Annotated in this window: 16 protein-coding genes; 13 read left to right on the top strand and 3 right to left on the bottom strand. The window is 72.1% G+C overall.

Annotation, left to right across the window (positions count from 1 at the left end):
* Window positions 1-120 precede the first annotated feature (120 nt).
* Window positions 121-2355, bottom strand: a complete 2235-nt coding sequence (katG, locus tag DT019_RS29020) for a catalase/peroxidase HPI (protein ID WP_114039910.1) — start codon at window positions 2353-2355, stop codon at window positions 121-123.
* A gap of 597 nt (window positions 2356-2952) precedes the next feature.
* Between katG and DT019_RS29015 the strand changes: the two genes are divergently transcribed.
* From DT019_RS29015 to DT019_RS28995, 5 genes are all read left to right on the top strand, one after another.
* Window positions 2953-3366, top strand: coding sequence for a Fur family transcriptional regulator (locus DT019_RS29015; protein ID WP_114039909.1), 414 nt, complete (start codon window positions 2953-2955; stop codon window positions 3364-3366).
* A 149-nt stretch (window positions 3367-3515) separates the two neighbouring features.
* Complete coding sequence (locus tag DT019_RS29010; protein WP_114039908.1) at window positions 3516-3905, top strand: cell division protein SepF; 390 nt, start codon at window positions 3516-3518, stop codon at window positions 3903-3905.
* Between the two features lie 124 nt (window positions 3906-4029).
* A complete protein-coding gene (locus DT019_RS29005; protein ID WP_114039907.1) occupies window positions 4030-5196 on the top strand; it encodes an AAA family ATPase in 1167 nt (388 codons plus the stop codon).
* A complete protein-coding gene (locus tag DT019_RS29000; protein ID WP_114039906.1) occupies window positions 5193-5573 on the top strand; it encodes a nucleotide pyrophosphohydrolase in 381 nt (126 codons plus the stop codon). The genes DT019_RS29005 and DT019_RS29000 overlap by 4 nt, the downstream gene beginning before the upstream one ends.
* A 125-nt stretch (window positions 5574-5698) precedes the next feature.
* Window positions 5699-6190, top strand: coding sequence for a DUF6099 family protein (locus DT019_RS28995; protein WP_114039905.1), 492 nt, complete (start codon window positions 5699-5701; stop codon window positions 6188-6190).
* 164 nt (window positions 6191-6354) lie between these two features.
* Here DT019_RS28995 and DT019_RS28990 read toward each other — a convergent pair whose 3' ends face one another.
* Complete coding sequence (locus DT019_RS28990; protein WP_114039904.1) at window positions 6355-6597, bottom strand: hypothetical protein; 243 nt, start codon at window positions 6595-6597, stop codon at window positions 6355-6357.
* A 249-nt stretch (window positions 6598-6846) separates the two neighbouring features.
* Here DT019_RS28990 and DT019_RS28985 point away from each other — a divergent pair, with 249 nt between their 5' ends.
* From DT019_RS28985 to DT019_RS28955, 7 genes are all read left to right on the top strand, one after another.
* Window positions 6847-7776 (top strand): LLM class F420-dependent oxidoreductase, encoded by a 930-nt coding sequence (locus DT019_RS28985; RefSeq protein ID WP_114039903.1) that lies wholly within the window; start codon window positions 6847-6849, stop codon window positions 7774-7776.
* Window positions 7777-7778: 2 nt separating this feature from the next.
* Window positions 7779-8804 (top strand): homocysteine S-methyltransferase, encoded by a 1026-nt coding sequence (mmuM, locus tag DT019_RS28980; protein WP_114039902.1) that lies wholly within the window; start codon window positions 7779-7781, stop codon window positions 8802-8804.
* A 46-nt stretch (window positions 8805-8850) separates the two neighbouring features.
* Window positions 8851-10383: a 3' terminal RNA ribose 2'-O-methyltransferase Hen1 gene (locus DT019_RS28975; RefSeq protein WP_114039901.1), complete on the top strand. Its 1533-nt coding sequence runs from the start codon at window positions 8851-8853 to the stop codon at window positions 10381-10383.
* Entirely contained in the window at window positions 10380-12938 is a 2559-nt protein-coding gene (locus tag DT019_RS28970) for a polynucleotide kinase-phosphatase (protein ID WP_114039900.1), read from the top strand. Before DT019_RS28975 ends, DT019_RS28970 begins: the two co-directional genes overlap by 4 nt.
* An 89-nt stretch (window positions 12939-13027) precedes the next feature.
* The gene (locus DT019_RS28965; RefSeq protein WP_114039899.1) at window positions 13028-14260 is read left to right on the top strand and encodes an arginine deiminase; all 1233 of its coding nucleotides are present in this window, start codon (window positions 13028-13030) and stop codon (window positions 14258-14260) included.
* Between the two features lie 72 nt (window positions 14261-14332).
* Window positions 14333-15358 carry an ornithine carbamoyltransferase gene (gene argF / locus DT019_RS28960; protein WP_114039898.1) on the top strand — a complete coding sequence of 342 codons (1026 nt, stop codon included), beginning with the start codon at window positions 14333-14335 and terminating at the stop codon, window positions 15356-15358.
* A 141-nt stretch (window positions 15359-15499) separates the two neighbouring features.
* Window positions 15500-16942, top strand: coding sequence for an amino acid permease (locus tag DT019_RS28955; RefSeq protein ID WP_114039897.1), 1443 nt, complete (start codon window positions 15500-15502; stop codon window positions 16940-16942).
* Here the strand turns inward: DT019_RS28955 and DT019_RS28950 are convergent.
* Window positions 16917-17357, bottom strand: a complete 441-nt coding sequence (locus DT019_RS28950; RefSeq protein ID WP_114039896.1) for an ATP-binding protein — start codon at window positions 17355-17357, stop codon at window positions 16917-16919. The two genes, DT019_RS28955 and DT019_RS28950, sit on opposite strands and share 26 nt — an antisense overlap.
* A 272-nt stretch (window positions 17358-17629) precedes the next feature.
* On the opposite strand from DT019_RS28950, the gene DT019_RS28945 reads away from it, so the two are divergent.
* The gene (locus DT019_RS28945; protein WP_114039895.1) at window positions 17630-18457 is read left to right on the top strand and encodes an enoyl-CoA hydratase family protein; all 828 of its coding nucleotides are present in this window, start codon (window positions 17630-17632) and stop codon (window positions 18455-18457) included.
* The last annotated feature ends 1 nt before the right edge of the window (window position 18458 follow it).

The raw sequence follows: 18458 nt of genomic DNA, 5'->3' as shown, positions 1-18458 counted from the left end.
CCTCGCCCCACGCGAAGGGGGCAACTCCCTTGAGCTGCCCCCTGGTTGGGACGAGCGCCGCGTCGGCGCTCCCCGCGCGGTGGCCCGGGCCGGCCTGGAGCGGCCGGCCCGGGGCGACGGTCAGACGAGGTCGAACCGGTCCAGGTTCATGACCTTGTCCCACGCCGCGACGAAGTCGCGCACGAACTTCTCCTTCGCGTCGTCGCTCGCGTACACCTCGGAGACCGCGCGCAGCTCCGAGTTGGACCCGAAGACCAGGTCGGCGCGGGTGCCGGTCCAGCGGACCGCGCCCGAGGCGCTGTCGCGGCCCTCGAAGGTGCTCTCGTCCGCCGACGTCGCCTTCCACGTCGTGCCCATGTCGAGCAGGTTGACGAAGAAGTCGTTGGTCAGCGTGCCCGGGCGGTCGGTGAGGACGCCGAACGAGGACTGCTGGTAGTTCGCGCCCAGCACGCGCAGACCGCCGACGAGGACCGTCATCTCGGGGGCGCTCAGCGTCAGCAGGTTCGCCTTGTCGAGCAGCAGGTACTCGGCCGGGAGCCGGTTGCCCTTGCCCAGGTAGTTGCGGAAGCCGTCGGCCGTCGGCTCGAGCGCGGCGAACGACTCCACGTCCGTCTGCTCCTGCGAGGCGTCCATCCGGCCCGGCGTGAACGGGACCTCGACGGGGGTGCCGGCGTCCTGGGCGGCCTTCTCGACGGCCGCGGCGCCGGCCAGCACGATCAGGTCGGCCAGCGAGATCTGCTTGCCGCCGGTCTGCGCCGAGTTGAAGGACGTACGGACGCCTTCGAGGGTGCGCAGGACCGTCGCCAGCTCGTCGGGCTCGTTGACCTCCCAGCCGATCTGGGGCTGGAGCCGGATGCGCGCGCCGTTGGCGCCGCCGCGCTTGTCACTGCCGCGGAACGACGAGGCGGACGCCCACGCTGTCGACACGAGCTGCGACACCGTGAGGCCCGACGCGAGGACCTGCTCCTTGAGGGACGCGATGTCCTGCGCGTCGACGAGCTCGTAGGTGCGGGTGGGCAGCGGGTCCTGCCACAGCAGCTCCTCGGAGGGCACCTCCGGGCCGAGGTAGCGCACGACCGGGCCCATGTCGCGGTGGGTCAGCTTGAACCAGGCGCGGGCGAAGGCGTCCGCGAACGCCTCCGGGTTCTCCAGGAAGCGGCGCGAGATCTGCTCGTAGGCCGGGTCGAAGCGGAGCGAGAGGTCGGTCGTCAGCATCGTCGGCGCGTGCGACTTCGACGCGTCGAACGCGTCCGGCACGGTGCCCGCGCCCGCGCCGCCCTTCGGCCGCCACTGGTGGGCGCCCGCGGGGCTCTTGAACAGCTCCCACTCGTAGCCGAAGAGGATCTCGAAGAAGCTGTTGTCCCAGGCGGTCGGCGTGTTCGTCCAGATGCCCTCCAGACCGCTGGTGATCGCGTCGGGGCCCACACCGGTGCCGTGGCTGTTCTTCCAGCCGAGGCCCTGCTGCTCCAGCGACGCGGCCTCGGGGTCGTTGCCGACCGCCTCCGAGGGGCCCGCGCCGTGCGTCTTGCCGAAGGTGTGGCCGCCCGCGATCAGTGCGACGGTCTCCTCGTCGTTCATCGCCATCCGGCGGAACGTCTCGCGGATGTCCCGCGCGGCCGCGATCGGGTCCGGGTTGCCGTTGGGGCCCTCCGGGTTGACGTAGATGAGACCCATCTGGACCGCGCCGAGCGGGTTCTCCAGCTCGCGGTCGCCGGTGTAGCGCTCGTCGTCGAGCCAGTTGGTCTCGGGGCCCCAGTACACGTCCTCGTCGGGCTCCCACACATCGGCGCGGCCGCCGCCGAAGCCGAACGTCTTGAAGCCCATCGTCTCCAGGGCGACGTTGCCGGTGAGCACCATGAGGTCGGCCCACGAGATGCTCTTGCCGTACTTCTTCTTCACCGGCCACAGCAGACGGCGGGCCTTGTCGAGGCTCACGTTGTCCGGCCAGCTGTTGAGGGGCGCGAAGCGCTGCTGACCGGCGCCGGCGCCGCCGCGCCCGTCGCTGATGCGGTACGTGCCCGCGCTGTGCCACGCCATCCGGATCATCAGCGGGCCGTAGTTGCCGAAGTCGGCCGGCCACCAGTCCTGCGAGGTCGTGAGCACCTCCGCGATGTCCCGCTTCACGGCCGGCAGGTCGAGGGCCTTGAACGCCTCGGCGTAGTCGAACTCCTCACCGAGCGGGTTGGCCACGGCCGGGTTCTTGGCGAGGATCTTCAGATTGAGCCGCTCCGGCCACCACTGGCGGTTTCCGCCGCCCTGCGTCGGGTGCGGGGCGCGCTCGTGCGCGACCGGGCAGCCGCCACCTGTGCCCTCCGTCTTGGGGTCGGTGACGATTGCATCGGGGTTCTCGGACATGGCAATCCTTCTCGGCTCGGTGGATCACAGTGCTCAGGAACTGCGGGCGGTGGAACGGCCGGGGCGCGGGCTCCGGCGGACGGCCTCGACCTCGTTACGATCGCGAAGCCGGGACCGGGGGCGGCGGGGCCGGGTCGGGGCCCCCGCCGCGAGGGCCGGTCGCGACGCGCCACGCCACACCACGGGCCGCACGGGACGGGGTGGACAAGTAGCGGGCCGCGTACACGACTTGGCAGGACGATACGGCCCACACGCTCACGCACCCCGGAAGGCGCAGCGGTGATGGCGGGGCGGTCGCCCGCCCGGGCGGTCTCCACCACTGCGACGCGGGCGACGGCACGCACCCGCGGGCCGGCACCCCGCGTCTTCGCGGCGGCGATCCCCCATGACGTCTCTGTCTCCCGGATGGGTCGGAGTCTTGTTGCGGGTGGGTTCGGAGTTCTTCCTGTCCCTAGGCTAACGCCGATATCGATCCTACGATGGACCAAATCCAAGTCAAGAAGTACACCAAATCCATATCCCCTCGGATCGCGCGCCGGCCCCTGGCGGACCCGCCGCGCGACCCGTCGAACCCGAAGCGTGGACAGGTGAACCGGTATGAGTGACCTGCTCGAACGGCTGCGAGGGCGTGGCTGGCGGATGACGTCCCAGCGGCGCGTCGTGGCGGAGGTCCTGGACGGCGGCGACCACGTCCACCTGACCGCCGACGAGGTCCACGTCCGCGCCGCCAGACTGCTGCCCGAGATCTCCCGGGCGACCGTCTACAACACGCTCGGCGAGCTGGTCTCGCTCGGCGAGGTCATGGAGGTCTCCACCGACGGCCGCGCCAAGCGCTACGACCCCCACGCGCACCGGCCGCACCAGCACCTCGTCTGCTCCCGCTGCGGCACCATCCGCGACGTCCACCCCACCGGCGACCCGCTCGCCGACCTGCCGGCGGAAGAACGGTTCGGCTTCACCCTGTCCCGCGCCGAGATCACCTACCGCGGACTCTGCCCCTCCTGCGCCTGAACACGCCCCGGCCCGCCCGCCCGACGCCCGGCGCCGCGAAGGAAATGAGTCATAGCCGACACCCCCGCGGCCGTGTCGAAGTTGGGCTGAACGGGTGAGCGGCGTCATCATGGCCGGATGCAGATACAGCACGTGGGCGAGGTGGTCCGGTGAGCAGGTACGACGTCACCGACGAACAGTGGGAGGGGCTCGCCCAGGTCGTTCCGCTGCGCGGTCGCAACGAATGGCCGTCCAGAGTCGACCACCAGACCATTCCCGGCGACTACGCGACCGTCGAACAGCGGCGCTTCGTCGTCCTGAGGGTGCAGATCTTCGCGGACGCCCGCGAGGTCGCCGAATACCTCATCGCCCAGATCCCGGTCCTCCTCGACCTGACCGGCGCCAACCCCGAAGTGGCCAAGCGGATCCTCGACTTCAGCACCGGCGTCGTCTTCGGCCTCGGCAGCGGCATGCACCGCGTCGACCGCAACGTCTTCCTGCTCGCCCCGGCCGGCACCGAAGTGGAAGGCATCGCCGCGGCGGCCGTCCCGCACCCCTGACCCCAGCCCCTCGCACCACCCGCCCCGCCCAGGACCGTCCCGCAGCGCTGAGCCGTCCCTCATTAGTAGGAAGGTCAACGCGGCGGAACGGTTCGTCAGTTTGCGGCTGCGTACGGTCCCAGCCATGACCACCGCGACCACCACCAGCGACCGAACCGACCACCCCGATCGCCCCACCGTCACCGAACTGCGGCTCTCCGCCTTCCGCACCCACCGCGGCGCGGCCATCCCGCTCGGCCCGCTCACCCTGATCACCGGGCCGAGCGGCAGCGGCAAGACGAGCGTCCTCGAAGCATTCGAAGCCCTCGCCAGACTCGGCTCGGGCGCGCCCCTGGCCAGCGTGTTCCCCGACCCCGCGAGCTGCGTGCCCGAACGCGCCGGCGCCGACGCCCAGGGCCGCCGCGGCTTCCGCATCGGCTGCACCGTCGACGGGCCCGCCGGCCCCGTCCGCCTCGATCTAGCCGTCCAGGCCGAACCGGAACTCCGCGTCGTCGGCGAGCGTCTGACCAGCGAAGGCCAGACCCTCCTCAGCACCGCCCTGCGTGACCCGAGCCGCTCCACCGTCCAGGCGGCCTGGCACACCGCCGGCGCGGTCCCCGTCACGCGCGCCCCACTCCCCGACGACCGCCTCGGCACCGCGCTGCTGCCCCTGCGCGTCGCGGGCAAGACACCGGGGCAAGTGCGCGTCCTGGCCGCCGCCGAACAAGTCGTCGTCGCCCTGCGCTCGGTGTTCCCCTGCGACCCCCAGCCCCAGCGCATGCGCGAACCCGTCACCCCCACCCGGGCGAGCGGCGGCGGCCGGCTGCGGCGCGACTGCGACAACCTCGCCGAAGTCCTCCGCCGCACCCGCACCGAATGCGGCATCCGCCACGGCCGCCTCGTCGCCGCCGCCCGCGCCGGCTGCACGGGCCCCGTCACCGGCCTCACCACCGAAGAACTCGCCGACGGCACCTTACGAGCCGTCCTCGCCCGCGGCGGCACCCGCGGCGGCACCCCCGTCGGCCGCCTCGGCGAAGGCGAACTGCGCTACCTCGCCCTCGCCCTCGTGCTCCTCACCGGACCCGGCGTCCTCGCCGTCGACACCGTCGCCGAGGTGCCCCCGGCCATGCAGACCCTCACCGTCCTCGCCGACGGACTCGACCGCGCCCTCGACCCCCGCCAGAGCCGCGAACTCATCGCCCTGGCCGCCGAGATGTGCGCCCGCGGCCACATCAGGCTGCTCGCCGCCGTCGGCGACGGCGCGGGCGCCCGCCAAGACCACGGAGCGACGGTGGTAGACCTGGGCGCGTGAACCGACTCGACGTACCGGCCCTGCAGCGCAGGCTCGCCGACTTCGCCGCCGCCCGCGACTGGCAGCCCTTCCACACGCCGAAGAACCTCGCCGCCGCCCTCAGCGTCGAAGCCTCCGAACTCCTCGAAATCTTCCAGTGGCTGACCCCCGAGCAGTCGGCCCGCGTCATGAGCGACCCCGACCAGGCCCACCGCGTCACCGACGAGGTCGCCGACGTCCTCGCCTATCTGCTCCAGCTCTGCGACGTCCTCGGCATCGACGCCCTCGCGGCCCTCGCCGCCAAGATCGACCGCAACGAACTCCGCTTTCCCGCCCCGAAGCCGCCCAAGCACTCGCACAACTCGCCGACGGACACGGAGAGTCACTCATCCGAGTGACCGAGATACTCACAATCGACTTGCTGTGCACAGATTTCCGATTTCCTCTGGCTTTCCGAGCCCCGCACGCTCACGCTAGGTAGTGGAAGCGAAGCACGGGTCCGTCGCACGAACGGGGATATCGGATGGATGCGGTACGGCTCCTCAAAGTCAGCCAACACGCCCTGGCCCAAGCCCGGGCCGTGCTCGACATCGTCGCCGAGGCCTGGCAGGCACAAGCCCTCGCCCAGGCCATCGGCGGCCACCTCGCGGCCACCGGCCCGCCGGAACTGCGGAGCGAGGCACGCGGCCTCAGTGAAGCAGGAGGCCGGGGCTGCGCCGTCCTCGACCACTCCGGAATGCGGCGCGACGGCATCCGGGCCGCCCAGCTGTCCGAAGTCACCGACCCCGCAAGCGCGTTGACGGCCCTCGGCGCCCTGCTCGGCGACGTCTCCATGGCCCTTGTCTCCGTCGCCTGCGCCACCGACGAGGAGGGCCTGTACTGGCAGTGCATCGAGGCCATCGACGCCGCCGACGAATCGGGCGACCGAGTCCGCGGAATACTGCGCCGGCTCGCCTTACGGGACCGGGAGAGATCGGCCGCGGAGCTCCGCGACTCGACGACGGGCCCGCCATGACACGGGCGGCCGGAGCAGCCGCGGCCGCCGACGCCCCCACGCGTCAAAGGACCTCGGTGAACGGAGGAAGCAAGGGGCGTACGAACCGCCCGGCCACGGTGGAGACGGAGCCCCGGACCGGCGGCCCACCCCCGGGCCCCCCGCCACCACCGTCACCCCTCCCGCTAGCGCCTCTCGCGCTGCTCGCGCTCCTCATGGCCGGACGTCTGCCGCGCCTCGCCCGGGGACGGCGCGCGGTCGGCGGTGGACTGCAGATCCGCGTCGAGCTGCGTCAGATCGGCACTCAGCGCCGCCATCAGCTCCTCCATCTGCTGCAACAGCCCCTTCGGCGCACCCTCCCGCTGGGCGGCGGACTGCGGCGCCGACTGCTGCGGCACGCTCTGTTCGGGCACGGCTTCCTGGGACATGGCGGCCTCCTCGGCCCAAGCCCTCCCGCGCGGCGGACAGGGCGGAGAATCGGTCGACGCACCGGACAGGGCCGCCGACTCGCGGGCCGGGCGGTCCGGCTCCGCCCGAGCCAACGAACGTTCGACGCCAACGTCACTGGTCAGAGGGGGCGCGACCCGCGAGATCGGCGAATATTCACCCGACCGGGCTGTGGTGCGGCGCGTGGTGGAGGCGGGGTTGACGGCGGTCCAACGGTGCAGGATGGAGGCATGGATCTTCGCATCTTCACCGAGCCCCAGCAGGGCGCGGGCTACGACACCCTCCTGACCGTCGCCAAGGCCACCGAAGACCTCGGCTTCGACGCCTTCTTCCGCTCCGACCACTATCTCCGGATGGGATCCGCCGACGGGCTCCCGGGGCCGACCGACGCCTGGATCACCCTGGCCGGGCTCGCCCGCGAGACCCGGCGCATCCGGCTCGGCACGCTGATGACGGCCGGCACCTTCCGGCTGCCGGGCGTCCTCGCCATCCAGGTCGCCCAGGTCGACCAGATGTCGGGAGGCCGGGTCGAACTCGGCCTGGGAGCAGGGTGGTTCGAGGACGAGCACAAGGCGTACGGCATCCCCTTCCCCAAGGAGAAATTCGCCAGGCTGGAGGAGCAGCTGGCCATCGTCACCGGACTCTGGGCCACCGAAGTGGGCCAGACCTTCGACTACCACGGCACCTACTACCAGCTCAGCGACTCACCCGCGCTGCCCAAGCCCGCGCAGGCCAAGGTGCCCGTCCTGATCGGCGGCCACGGGGCGACCCGCACGCCACGGCTCGCCGCGCAGTACGCCGACGAGTTCAACATCCCGTTCGCCTCCATCGAGGACAGCGAGCGGCAGTTCACCAGGGTGAAGGCGGCCGCGGAGGCCGCCGGACGCAGGGCGGACGACCTCGTGTACTCCAACGCGCTGGTGGTCTGCGTGGGCAAGGACGACGCACAGGTGGCCCGCCGGGCCGCCGCCATCGGACGGGAGGTGGAGGAACTCAAGGCCAACGGACTCGCGGGCTCGCCCGCCGAAGTCGTCGAGAAGATCGGCAAGTACGAGGCGACCGGCTCGTCCCGCATCTACCTCCAGCTGCTCGACCTCGACGACCTCGACCACCTCGAACTGATCTCCTCGCAGGTGCTGCCGCAGCTGAACGGAGCCTGACCGTGCGGCCCGCCCGGACACTCGCAGCGGCCCTCGCGCAGGGTCCCGTCGTCCTCGACGGTGGCCTGTCCAACCAACTGGAGGCACAGGGCTTCGACTTGAGCGACGCGCTGTGGTCGGCCCGGCTGCTCGCCGATGCCCCGCGGCAGATCCAGGCCGCACACGCGGCCTATGTACGGGCGGGCGCCCAGGTCCTGACCACGGCCAGCTACCAGGCCACCTTCGAGGGCTTCGCCCGCCGCGGCCTGAGCCACGACGAGGCCGCGCGCCTGCTGGCCGACAGCATTCAACTCGCGCGAGCGGCAGGCGAGTTGGCGCAGGGCGACGTGGACTCGGCTGACGCTGGGGTGGTGGGGGAACCGGGCGGGGGCTCGGGGGGAGGGGTGGGGCGGGGGAGGGGGGAGGGGGGAGCCCCCCGGCCCCCCGCCCAGCCCCCCGACCTGTGGGTGGCCGCCTCCATCGGCCCCTACGGTGCCTTCCTCGCCGACGGCAGTGAGTACCGGGGGCGTTATGGGCTGAGCGTGCGGGAGTTGGAGCGGTTCCACCGGCCGCGGATCGAGGCGCTGGTGGCAGCCGGGCCCGATGTGCTGGCTCTGGAGACCGTGCCGGACGCCGACGAGGCGGAGGCGCTGCTGCGGGCCGTCGAGGGGTGCGGGGTGCCGGTGTGGCTGTCGTACAGCGTGGAGGGCGGGCGCACGCGGGCCGGTCAGGATCTGGGCGCGGCGTTCGGTCTGGTGGCGGGGCACGAGCAGGTGATCGCGGTCGGGGTGAACTGCTGCACGCCGGGCGATGCCGACCGGGCTGTGCCGCTGGCGGCCTCGGTCACGGGCAAGCCGGTGGTGGTCTACCCGAACAGCGGCGAGCGGTGGGATGCCAAGCGGCGCGGCTGGACGGGCGGCTCGACGTTCGACGCGGCGCGGGTGGGGGACTGGGTGGCGGCCGGGGCGCGGCTCGTCGGCGGGTGCTGCCGGGTCGGGCCGTCGGGGATCGCCGAGTTGGCGACGGCGGTGCGGGGGCGGTCGGCGTAGCGAAAACCGCTGGTGGGAGGGGAGAGGGCGCGGCGATACTCGGGGTGTGTTCCTGACAGTCACCACCACCGGCACCCTGGAAAGCCCCGCGACCGACCTCGGATTCCTGCTGCACAAGCATCCCGACAAGGCGCAGCGCTTCTCCGCCTCCCACGGCACGGCGCACGTCTTCTACCCGGAGGCGACCGCCGAGCGCTGCACGGCCGCGCTGCTCCTGGAGGTGGATCCGATCGCGCTGGTCCGGCGCGGCCAGGGCAAGGGCCGGGGCGGTGCTCCCGACGCGGCGCTCGCGCAGTACGTCAACGACCGCCCGTACGCGGCCTCTTCGCTGATGTCCGTCGCGCTGTCCGCCGTCTTCAAGAGCGCGCTGCGCGGGGTGTGCGCCGTGCTGCCGGAGCGGGCGGCGGCGCCGCTGCCGTTGCGTATCGAGGTGCCCGCGCTGCCCGCCCGTGGCGGGGTGGAGCTCGTGCACCGGCTGTTCGGGCCGCTGGGCTGGGACACGGTGGCCGCCGAGCCGGTCGTGCTGGACGAGCGGTTCCCCGAGTGGGGCGACTCGCGCTATGTGCGGCTCGTCCTCGAAGGGGAGCTGCGGCTGGCCGACGCGCTGCGGCAGCTGTATGTGCTGCTGCCCGTGCTCGACGACGCCAAGCACTACTGGGTGGCCCCGGACGAGGTGGACAAGCTGCTGCGGGCCGGGGACGGCTGGCTGGCCGACCATCCCGAGCAGCAGCTGATCACCAGCCGGTATCTGTCGCGGCGCCGGGGTCTGGCCCGCCAGGCGATGGAGCGGCTCGAACTGGTCCGTCTCGCCGAGACGGAGGGGCTCGACGTCGAGGAGGTCGACAACGCCGTCGACGAGACCAGCGACACCTCCGACCGGCCGGTGCCGCTCGCCGAGCAGCGGCGGCTCGCGATCCTCGCGGAGCTGGTGGCGGCCGGGGCCCAGCGTGTGCTCGACCTCGGCTGTGGCCAGGGGCAGTTGGTGCAGGCGCTCCTCAAGGACGTGCGGTTCACCGAGATCGTGGGGGTGGACGTCTCGATGCGCGCGCTGACGGTCGCGTCCCGGCGGCTGCGCCTGGAGCGCATGACGGAGCGTCAGGCGGCGCGTGTGACGCTGCTCCAGGGTTCTCTCGCGTACACGGACAAGAGGCTCAAGGGGTACGACGCGGCGGTGCTCAGTGAGGTGATCGAGCACCTGGACCTGCCCAGGCTGCCGGCGCTGGAGTACGCCGTGTTCGGGTCGGCGCGGCCCGGCACGGTGATCGTGACGACGCCGAATGTGGAGTACAACGTCCGCTGGGAGTCGCTTCCGGCCGGGCACGTGCGCCACGGGGACCACCGGTTCGAATGGAGCCGGGCGGAGTTCCGGGCGTGGGCGGCTTCGGTCGCCGAACGCCACGGCTACGGCGTGCGGTTCGCCCCGGTCGGCCCGGACGACCCGGAGGTGGGCCCGCCCACCCAGCTGGCGGTGTTCACGCTGCAGGGCGCCGACAGGCAGGCGCGGCCGTCCGGCACGACCGCACGGCCCGACACGCAGGACGCATCCCCGACGACGCCGAAGGAGGCGACGGCAGCATGAGCACCGAGACCAGCACGCACGCCCCGGACGGCGGGCGGACGCTCGCCGTCACCGACCTGTCCCTCGTGGTCCTCGTCGGCGCGACCGGATCGGGCAAGTCCACGTTCGCCCGCCGCCACTTCAGGCCGACCGAGGTGATCTCCTCGGACTTCTGCCGGGGCCTGGTGGCCGACGACGAGAACGACCAGAGCGCCAGCGGCGACGCGTTCGACGTGCTCCACTACATCACCGGCAAGCGGCTGGCGGCGGGGCGGCGGACCGTGATCGACGCCACGAACGTGCAGCCGGAGAGCCGCAAGCAGCTCGTCCGCATCGCTCGGGAGCACGACGTGCTGCCGATCGCGATCGTGCTCGACCTGCCGGAGGACGTCTGTGCCGAGCGGAACGCGCGCCGCCCGGACCGGGCCGGGATGCCCCGCCATGTGATCGGCCGACACCGTCGCGAACTGCGGCGCTCGCTGCGCGGGTTGGAGCGCGAGGGGTTCCGCAAGGTGCACGTGCTGCGCAGCGTGGCCGAGGTGGAGAGCGTGGAGATCGTCACCGAGCGGCGCTACAACGACCTCACCCACCTCACCGGGCCCTTCGACATCATCGGCGACGTCCACGGCTGCCGCTCCGAGCTGGAGACCCTGCTGCGCAAGCTCGGCTACGTCGACGGCGTCCACCCGGGGGGCCGTACCGCGGTCTTCGTCGGTGACCTGGTGGACCGGGGGCCCGACAGCCCCGGTGTGCTGCGCCGGGTGATGAGCATGGTCGCCGGAGGCAACGCGCTGTGCGTGCCCGGGAACCACGAGAACAAGCTCGGCCGTTACCTGAAGGGACGCAACGTCCAGCACACGCACGGACTGGCCGAGACCATCAGCCAGTTGGAGAAGGAGGACGACAGCTTCAGGGAGCAGGTGCGGGAGTTCATCGACGGGCTCGTCAGCCACTACGTGCTCGACGGCGGCAACCTGGTCGTCTGCCACGCGGGCCTGCCCGAGAAGTACCACGGGCGCACCTCGGGCCGGGTCCGCTCGCACGCGCTGTACGGGGACACGACGGGGGAGACCGACGAGTTCGGGCTGCCGGTGCGCTACCCGTGGGCGGAGGACTACCGCGGCCGTGCGGCGGTGGTGTACGGCCACACCCCCGTGCCGAACACCTCGTGGGTCAACAACACCATCTGCCTGGACACCGGCGCGGTGTTCGGCGGCCGGATGACCGCGCTGCGCTGGCCGGAGCGTGAGCTGGTCGACGTGCCCGCGGAGCGGGTCTGGTACGAGCCGGCCAAGCCGCTGGTGACCGAGGTGCCGGGCGGCCAGGAAGGGCGTCCGCTCGACCTCGCCGATGTGCACGGACGCAGGATTGTCGAGACCCGGCTGATGGGCCGGGTCGCGGTCCGCGAGGAGAACGCGGCGGCCGCGCTCGAGGTGATGAGCCGGTTCGCCGTCGACCCGCGGCTGCTCGCCTATCTGCCGCCGACCATGGCGCCGACCGCGACGTCCGCGGCGGAGGGTTACCTGGAGCACCCGGCACAGGCGTTCGCGCAGTACCGCGAGGACGGGGTCGCGCGGGTCGTGTGCGAGGAGAAGCACATGGGCTCGCGGGCGGTGGCGCTGGTCTGCCGTGACGCGGAGGCGGCGCGCGAGCGGTTCGGGGTCCGGGGGCCGACGGGGGTGCTGCACACCCGTACCGGGCGGCCGTTCTTCGATGACGCGGCCGTCACCGAGGAGGTGCTCGAGCGGTTGCGGTCGGCGGTGACGGCGGCCGGGCTGTGGGAGGAACTCGCCACCGACTGGCTCCTGTTGGACGCCGAGCTGATGCCGTGGTCGCTGAAGGCGTCCGGGCTGCTGCGTTCGCAGTACGCCGCGGTGGGCGCCGCGTCCGGGTCCGCTCTGCCGGCCGCCGTCGGGGCGCTGGAGGCGGCTTCGGGCCGGGGCGTCGAGGTGGCGGGGCTGCTGGAGCGGCAGCGGGAGCGGGCCACCGACGCGGCCGCGTTCACCGAGGCCTACCGGCGCTACTGCTGGTCGACGGACGGGCTCGCCGGAGTGCGGATCGCGCCGTTCCAGATCCTGGCTGCGCGAGGGCGCAGTCTGGCCGGGGTGCCGCACGACGAGCAGTTGGCCTGGCTCGACCGGCTGGTCGAGCACGACCCGACGGGGCTGCTCCAGGTGACGCGGCGTCTGGTGGTCGACACGGGTGACGAGGCGTCGGTGCGGGTCGGTGTCGACTGGTGGCTGGAGCTGACCGCCGCGGGCGGCGAGGGCATGGTCGTCAAGCCGCTCCAGGCGCTGGCCCGGGACGGCAGGGGGCGCCTGGTGCAGCCCGGCATCAAGGTGCGGGGGCGCGAGTACCTGCGGATCATCTACGGTCCCGAGTACACGCGCCCGGACCACCTGGAGCGGCTGCGCGGGCGGTTCCTGGGGCACAAGCGGTCGCTCGCGCTGCGGGAGTACGCGCTCGGCCTGGAGGCGTTGGAGCGGCTCGCGGCCGGTGAGCCGCTGTGGCGGGTCCACGAGGCGGTCTTCGCCGTCCTGGCGCTCGAATCGGAGCCGGTGGACCCGAGGCTGTGAGTCCCGGTGGGCCGCAGCGGCGGCCCACCGGCCCACGCGGCGGCTGTGTTCTCCGGGTGAGCGGGGCTGTCGGGGGACAGGATGGGGGCATGGGATTCCATGTCGATTCCGAGACCGGGCGGCTGCGCCGCGTCATACTCCACCGGCCAGATCTGGAGCTGAAGCGGCTCACGCCCAGCAACAAGGACGCGTTGCTCTTCGACGACGTGCTGTGGGTGCGGCGGGCCAGACAGGAGCACGACGGTTTCGCGGACGTGCTCCGCGACCGCGGGGTCCAGGTCCATCTCTTCGGTGATCTGCTGCGCGAGTCGCTGGAGATCCGCGAGGCCCGGGCGCTCGTGCTTGACCGGGTCTTCGACGAGAAGGAGTACGGGCCGCTCGCGACGGGGCACCTGCGGGCGGCCTTCGAGGACCTGCCCGCCGCCGAGCTGGCGGAGGCGCTGGTCGGCGGGATGACCAAGCGGGAGTTCCTGGAGGGGCATCCGGAGCCGACGTCGGTGCGCTTCCACGCGATGGATCTGGACGACTTCCTGCTGGGTCCGCTGCCGAACCACCTCTTCACCCGGGACACCTCGGCCTGGATCTACGACGGGGTCTCGATCAACGCGATGCGCTGGCCGGCCCGGCAGCGCGAGACCGTCCACTTCGAGGCGATCTACCGCCACCATCCGCTGTTCACGGGGCCGCAGACAGGCCCGTTCAACCTCTGGTCGCGGGGTCAGAGCGACTATCCCTCCACCATCGAGGGCGGTGACGTCCTGGTGATCGGGAACGGCGCCGTGCTGATCGGGATGAGTGAGCGGACCACTCCGCAGGCCGTGGAGATGCTGGCCCGGGGCCTGTTCGCGGCGGGTTCGGCGCGGAGCATCGTGGCGCTCGACATGCCGAAGCGGCGGGCGTTCATGCATCTCGACACGGTGATGACGATGGTCGACGGGGAGACCTTCACCCAGTACGCGGGCCTGGGCATGCTCCGCTCGTACACGATCGAGCCGGGTGCGGGCGAGCAGGAGCTCAAGGTCACCGACCATCCGCCGGAGCACATGCACCGCGCGATCGCCGCGGCGCTCGGCCTGGACCGGATCCGGGTGCTCACCGCCACCCAGGACGTGCACTCCGCCGAGCGAGAGCAGTGGGACGACGGCTGCAATGTGCTCGCGGTCGAGCCGGGGGTGGTCGTCGCGTACGAGCGCAACGTCACGACCAACACGCATCTGCGCAAGGAGGGCATCGAGGTGATCGAGATCCGGGGCAGTGAGCTGGGGCGGGGGAGGGGAGGCCCGCGCTGCATGAGCTGTCCGGTGGAACGCGACTCCGTATAGTGATGCGTTCTATCGTATAGACTTCCAGCGTTGTTCGTTCGTCGTCCCCTATCCGTGCTCAGGAGCAGCCCCATGGCGACAGATCTCGCAGGCCGCCACTTCCTCAAGGAGCTGGACTTCACGGCCGAGGAGTTCCTCGGGCTGGTCACGCTCGCCGCCGACCTCAAGGCTGCCAAGAAGGCCGGTGAGGAGGTGCGGCGGCTGCGCGGCCGCAACATCGCGCTGATCTTCGAGAAGCCCTCGACCCGCACCCGCTGCTCCTTCGAGGTGGCCGCCGCCGACCAGGGGGCCTCGACGACGTACATCGATCCCGTCGGCTCGCACATCGGCAAGAAGGAGTCCGCGCGCGACACCGCACGCGTGCTGGGCCGGATGTTCGACGCGATCGAGTTCCGGGGGGACGCCCAGGAGACGGTCGAGACGCTGGCCGCGCACGCGGGTGTGCCGGTCTACAACGGCCTCACCGACGACTGGCACCCGACGCAGATGCTCGCCGACGTCCTCACCGTCACCGAGCACACCGACAAGCCGCTGGGCGAGGTCGCCTTCGCCTATCTGGGCGACGCCCGCTTCAACATGGGCAACTCCTACCTCGTCACCGGAGCCCTGCTCGGCATGGACGTCCGCATCGTGGCGCCCCGGGCGTACTGGCCGGCCGAGGAGGTCGTCGCCCAGGCCCGCGAGGCGGCCGCGGCCAGCGGGGCGCGCGTCACGCTCACCGAGTCCGTCGAGGAAGGCGTCGCCGGAGCGGACTTCGTCGCCACCGACGTGTGGGTGTCGATGGGTGAGCCCCAGGAGGTCTGGGCGGAGCGGATCAAGGCCCTGGCGCCGTACTCGGTGACCATGGACGTGCTGCGCGCCACCGGCAACCCGCAGGTGAAATTCCTGCACTGCCTGCCCGCCTTCCACGACCTCGCGACCCAGGTCGGCCGCGACGTCCACGAGCGGTTCGGCCTGACCGAGCTCGAAGTGACCGACGAGGTCTTCGAGTCGCCGTACTCGGTCGTCTTCGACGAGGCCGAGAACCGGATGCACACCATCAAGGCGATCATGGTCGCCACGCTGGGAGAGCGGCCGGGGGGCGGGCAGGCCGAATAGGAATGCGCTCGATTGGGTGAACATGCGGCGAGGTGGCTACTATGTCGCCTCTTGGTGGGGTCCGAGTGCGCTCGGACCCCGCTTTCTTTTGCGTATGGCCCTGCCCGGCCGGCGTGTGCGACCAGGAATGAGAACCACCCCATGCGGCGCCCCCACCCCGCCCCCCGCCCTCCCGCAGCGCTGCGGATCAAACCGCCGCGGCAGCTGATCGCCGAATCCGGCGCGGACCTCGAAGGCCACGGTCTGCGCCGCACCATGGGGCTCTTCCAGCTCGTGTGCTTCGGCGTCGGCGCGATCGTGGGCACCGGGATCTTCGTCGGGCTCTCCGACAGCGTCGCCAAGGCCGGTCCCGCCGTGGTCCTCTCCTTCGTGCTCGCGGCCGTCACCTGTGTGTTCACCGCGTTCTCCTTCGCCGAGCTCGGCGGCGCGATCCCGGTCTCCGGCTCCTCGTACTCCTTCGCCTACGCCACGCTCGGCGAGCGCGTCGCGTTCCTGACGGGCTGGTGCCTGCTCCTGGAGTACGGCGTCTCGGTGTCCGCGGTCGCGGTCGGCTGGAGCCAGTACCTGAACGAACTCCTCAACAGCCTCGTCGGGTGGCAGCTGCCGGCCGCGCTCTCCGCGGGCCCGGGCGACGGCGGGGTGATCAACCTTCCGGCCGTCGTCGTCATCCTGCTCGCCGCGACGCTCCTGGTGCGAGGCGTGCGGGAGAGCGCGCGGGCCACCGCCGCGATGGCCGTGCTCAAGATCGGGATCCTGCTGCTGTTCCTGGCCGTCGCGTTCACGGCGTTCGAGGCGGGCCACCTCTCGCCGTTCGCCACGCACGGCGCGGGCGGGGTCACCGCGGGCGCCTCGCTGGCCTTCTTCTCCTACATCGGCTTCGACGCGATCACCACGGCGGGCGAGGAAGTGAAGAATCCGCGCAAGAACGTGCCGATAGCGATCATGATCTGTATCGGCCTGGTCACCCTGCTCTACTGCGCGGTCGCCGTGGCCGCGATCGGCGGGCTCGGCGCGGACGCCGTCGGCGACAAGCCCGCCGCGCTCTCCCTGATCGTCGACCACGTCACCGACTCGACGTTCGGCGGCGGTGTCATCGCGTTCGGCGCGGTCGTCGCGATCGCGTCCGTGGTGCTCGCCGTGATGTACGGCCAGACCCGCATCCTGCTGTCGATGTCCCGCGACGGGCTCGTGCCGCGGGTCTTCGAACGGGTCTCGCCGAGGACCGCGACCCCGGTCGCCAACACCTGGATCGTGGCGCTGGTCTTCGCGGTCCCGGCCGCGTTCGCCTCCCTGGACGCGGTGGTCAACCTGACGACGATCGGCACGCTGGCCGTCATGGCCGTCGTGAACCTGGCCGTCGTCGCGCTGCGCCGCGCCGAGCCGGACCTCAAGCGCTCGTTCCGGGTGCCGTTCTACCCCGTCAGCCCGGTCCTGGGCGTCGGCTTCTGCCTCTATCTGATGTACGGGACCGGCTGGGCGACCTGGCTCCAGTTCGCCGTGTTCCTGCTGGCCGGACTGGCGGTGTACGCCTGCTACGGGCGCGGCCGCTCGCGGCTCGTCAGCCCGGACGGCCCCGCAGCGTGAACCAGACCGCCTTGCCGTGCGCGGTGGGGCGGTGGCCGCAGGCCGAACTCAGGGTGCGGATGAGGAGCAGGCCGCGGCCGTGCTCCTGCCAGGGGTCCGGCACGGCGGCCGCCTGCGGGGACGAGAGATCGCCCGGCGGCAGGGGCGAGCCGTCGTGCACCTCGACCTGGCAGCCGGTCGCGAGGAGTTCCACCACCAGCTCGATCGGCGCCTCGCCCGCGGTGTGCTCGACGGCGTTGGCGACGAGCTCCGCGGTGAGCAGCTCGGCGGTGTCGCTGTCGGCGGGCGCGTCGATGTCCGCGAGCGCGGTGCGCACCAGGGCGCGGGCGATGGGCACCGCGGCCGTCGTGTGGGGCAGCGCGATGCGCCAGGCGGTCGGCGTGGCGTCGGGGGCGGGACCGCTGGGGTCGGGCACGGCGGGAGTTCCGTTCGGGTCGCGTGAGGCGCCTCGGTCGTGTGAGGTCGTCCTGCTTTCAACCTTACGAACCGGGGACCGCGACCCGGTAGAGGACCCCGTCGGGGGCGGCCGGGCCCTGGGGCATCGGCATCCGGGACCTTGGCCTCTGGCCCGCCCGGCGGGCGTATCGCGTACTCGTGACGACAGTCACGTAAGGGTGATACCTTCGACGGGCAGGCAGCAGAAGCAGCGGCGGCACCGGCCGTCCCGCCGAAGGAGGCCGCACCGAGATGAGCCCCTTTCCCAGCTCCGCGTCGCCCACCGAACACTGGCGCCATCTGCGGCTCTCGGTGGACGACGGCGTCGCGACCGTCACCCTCGCCCGGCCGGAGAAGCTCAACGCGCTGACCTTCGGTGCCTACGCCGACCTGCGCGACCTGCTCGCCGAGCTGTCGCGGGAGCGCTCCGTGCGCGCCCTGGTCCTGGCCGGTGCGGGGCGCGGGTTCTGCTCGGGCGGCGACGTCGACGACATCATCGGCGCCACCCTGTCGATGAACACCGCCGAGCTCCTGGACTTCAACCGCATGACCGGCCAGGTCGTCCGCGCCATCCGGGAGTGCCCCTTCCCGGTGATCGCCGCGCTGCACGGCGTCGCGGCCGGCGCGGGCGCGGTGCTCGCCCTCGCCGCCGACTTCCGCATCGCCGACCCCTCCGCGCGGTTCGCCTTCCTGTTCACGAAGGTGGGTCTGTCGGGCGGCGACATGGGCGCGGCCTATCTGCTGCCCCGCGTCGTCGGCCTCGGCCACGCCACCCGGCTGCTCATGCTCGGCGAGCCCGTCCGCGCCCCCGAGGCCGAACGGATCGGCCTGCTCAGCGAGTTGACGGACGAGGGCCGCGCGGACGAACGCGCCGCCGAACTCGCCCGCCGCCTCGCCGACGGCCCCGCCCTCGCCCACGCCCAGACCAAGGCGCTGCTCACCGCGGAGCTCGACATGCCGCTCGCGGCCTCCGTCGAACTGGACGCGGCCACCCAGGCGCTGCTGATGAACGGCGAGGACTACGCCGAGTTCCACGCGGCCTTCACCGAGAAGCGGCCCCCGAAATGGCAGGGACGCTAGC

This window comes from Streptomyces sp. SDr-06, assembly GCF_003324565.1.
GTDB lineage: Bacteria > Actinomycetota > Actinomycetes > Streptomycetales > Streptomycetaceae > Streptomyces.
The sequence above is the reverse complement of the archived record's forward strand: the minus strand, read 5'-3'. Positions and strand labels throughout refer to the sequence as shown.

Excerpts from the sequence above, each read along its gene's own strand:
- katG (WP_114039910.1), bottom strand. The coding sequence starts at position 2,355 with ATGTCCGAGAACCCCGATGCAATCGTCACCGACCCCAAGACGGAGGGC.
- DT019_RS29015 (WP_114039909.1), top strand. The coding sequence starts at position 2,953 with ATGAGTGACCTGCTCGAACGGCTGCGAGGGCGTGGCTGGCGGATGACG.
- DT019_RS29005 (WP_114039907.1), top strand. The coding sequence starts at position 4,030 with ATGACCACCGCGACCACCACCAGCGACCGAACCGACCACCCCGATCGC.
- DT019_RS28995 (WP_114039905.1), top strand. The coding sequence starts at position 5,699 with ATGGATGCGGTACGGCTCCTCAAAGTCAGCCAACACGCCCTGGCCCAA.
- DT019_RS28990 (WP_114039904.1), bottom strand. The coding sequence starts at position 6,597 with ATGTCCCAGGAAGCCGTGCCCGAACAGAGCGTGCCGCAGCAGTCGGCG.
- DT019_RS28985 (WP_114039903.1), top strand. The coding sequence starts at position 6,847 with ATGGATCTTCGCATCTTCACCGAGCCCCAGCAGGGCGCGGGCTACGAC.
- DT019_RS28970 (WP_114039900.1), top strand. The coding sequence starts at position 10,380 with ATGAGCACCGAGACCAGCACGCACGCCCCGGACGGCGGGCGGACGCTC.
- DT019_RS28965 (WP_114039899.1), top strand. The coding sequence starts at position 13,028 with ATGGGATTCCATGTCGATTCCGAGACCGGGCGGCTGCGCCGCGTCATA.
- argF (WP_114039898.1), top strand. The coding sequence starts at position 14,333 with ATGGCGACAGATCTCGCAGGCCGCCACTTCCTCAAGGAGCTGGACTTC.
- DT019_RS28955 (WP_114039897.1), top strand. The coding sequence starts at position 15,500 with ATGCGGCGCCCCCACCCCGCCCCCCGCCCTCCCGCAGCGCTGCGGATC.
- DT019_RS28945 (WP_114039895.1), top strand. The coding sequence starts at position 17,630 with ATGAGCCCCTTTCCCAGCTCCGCGTCGCCCACCGAACACTGGCGCCAT.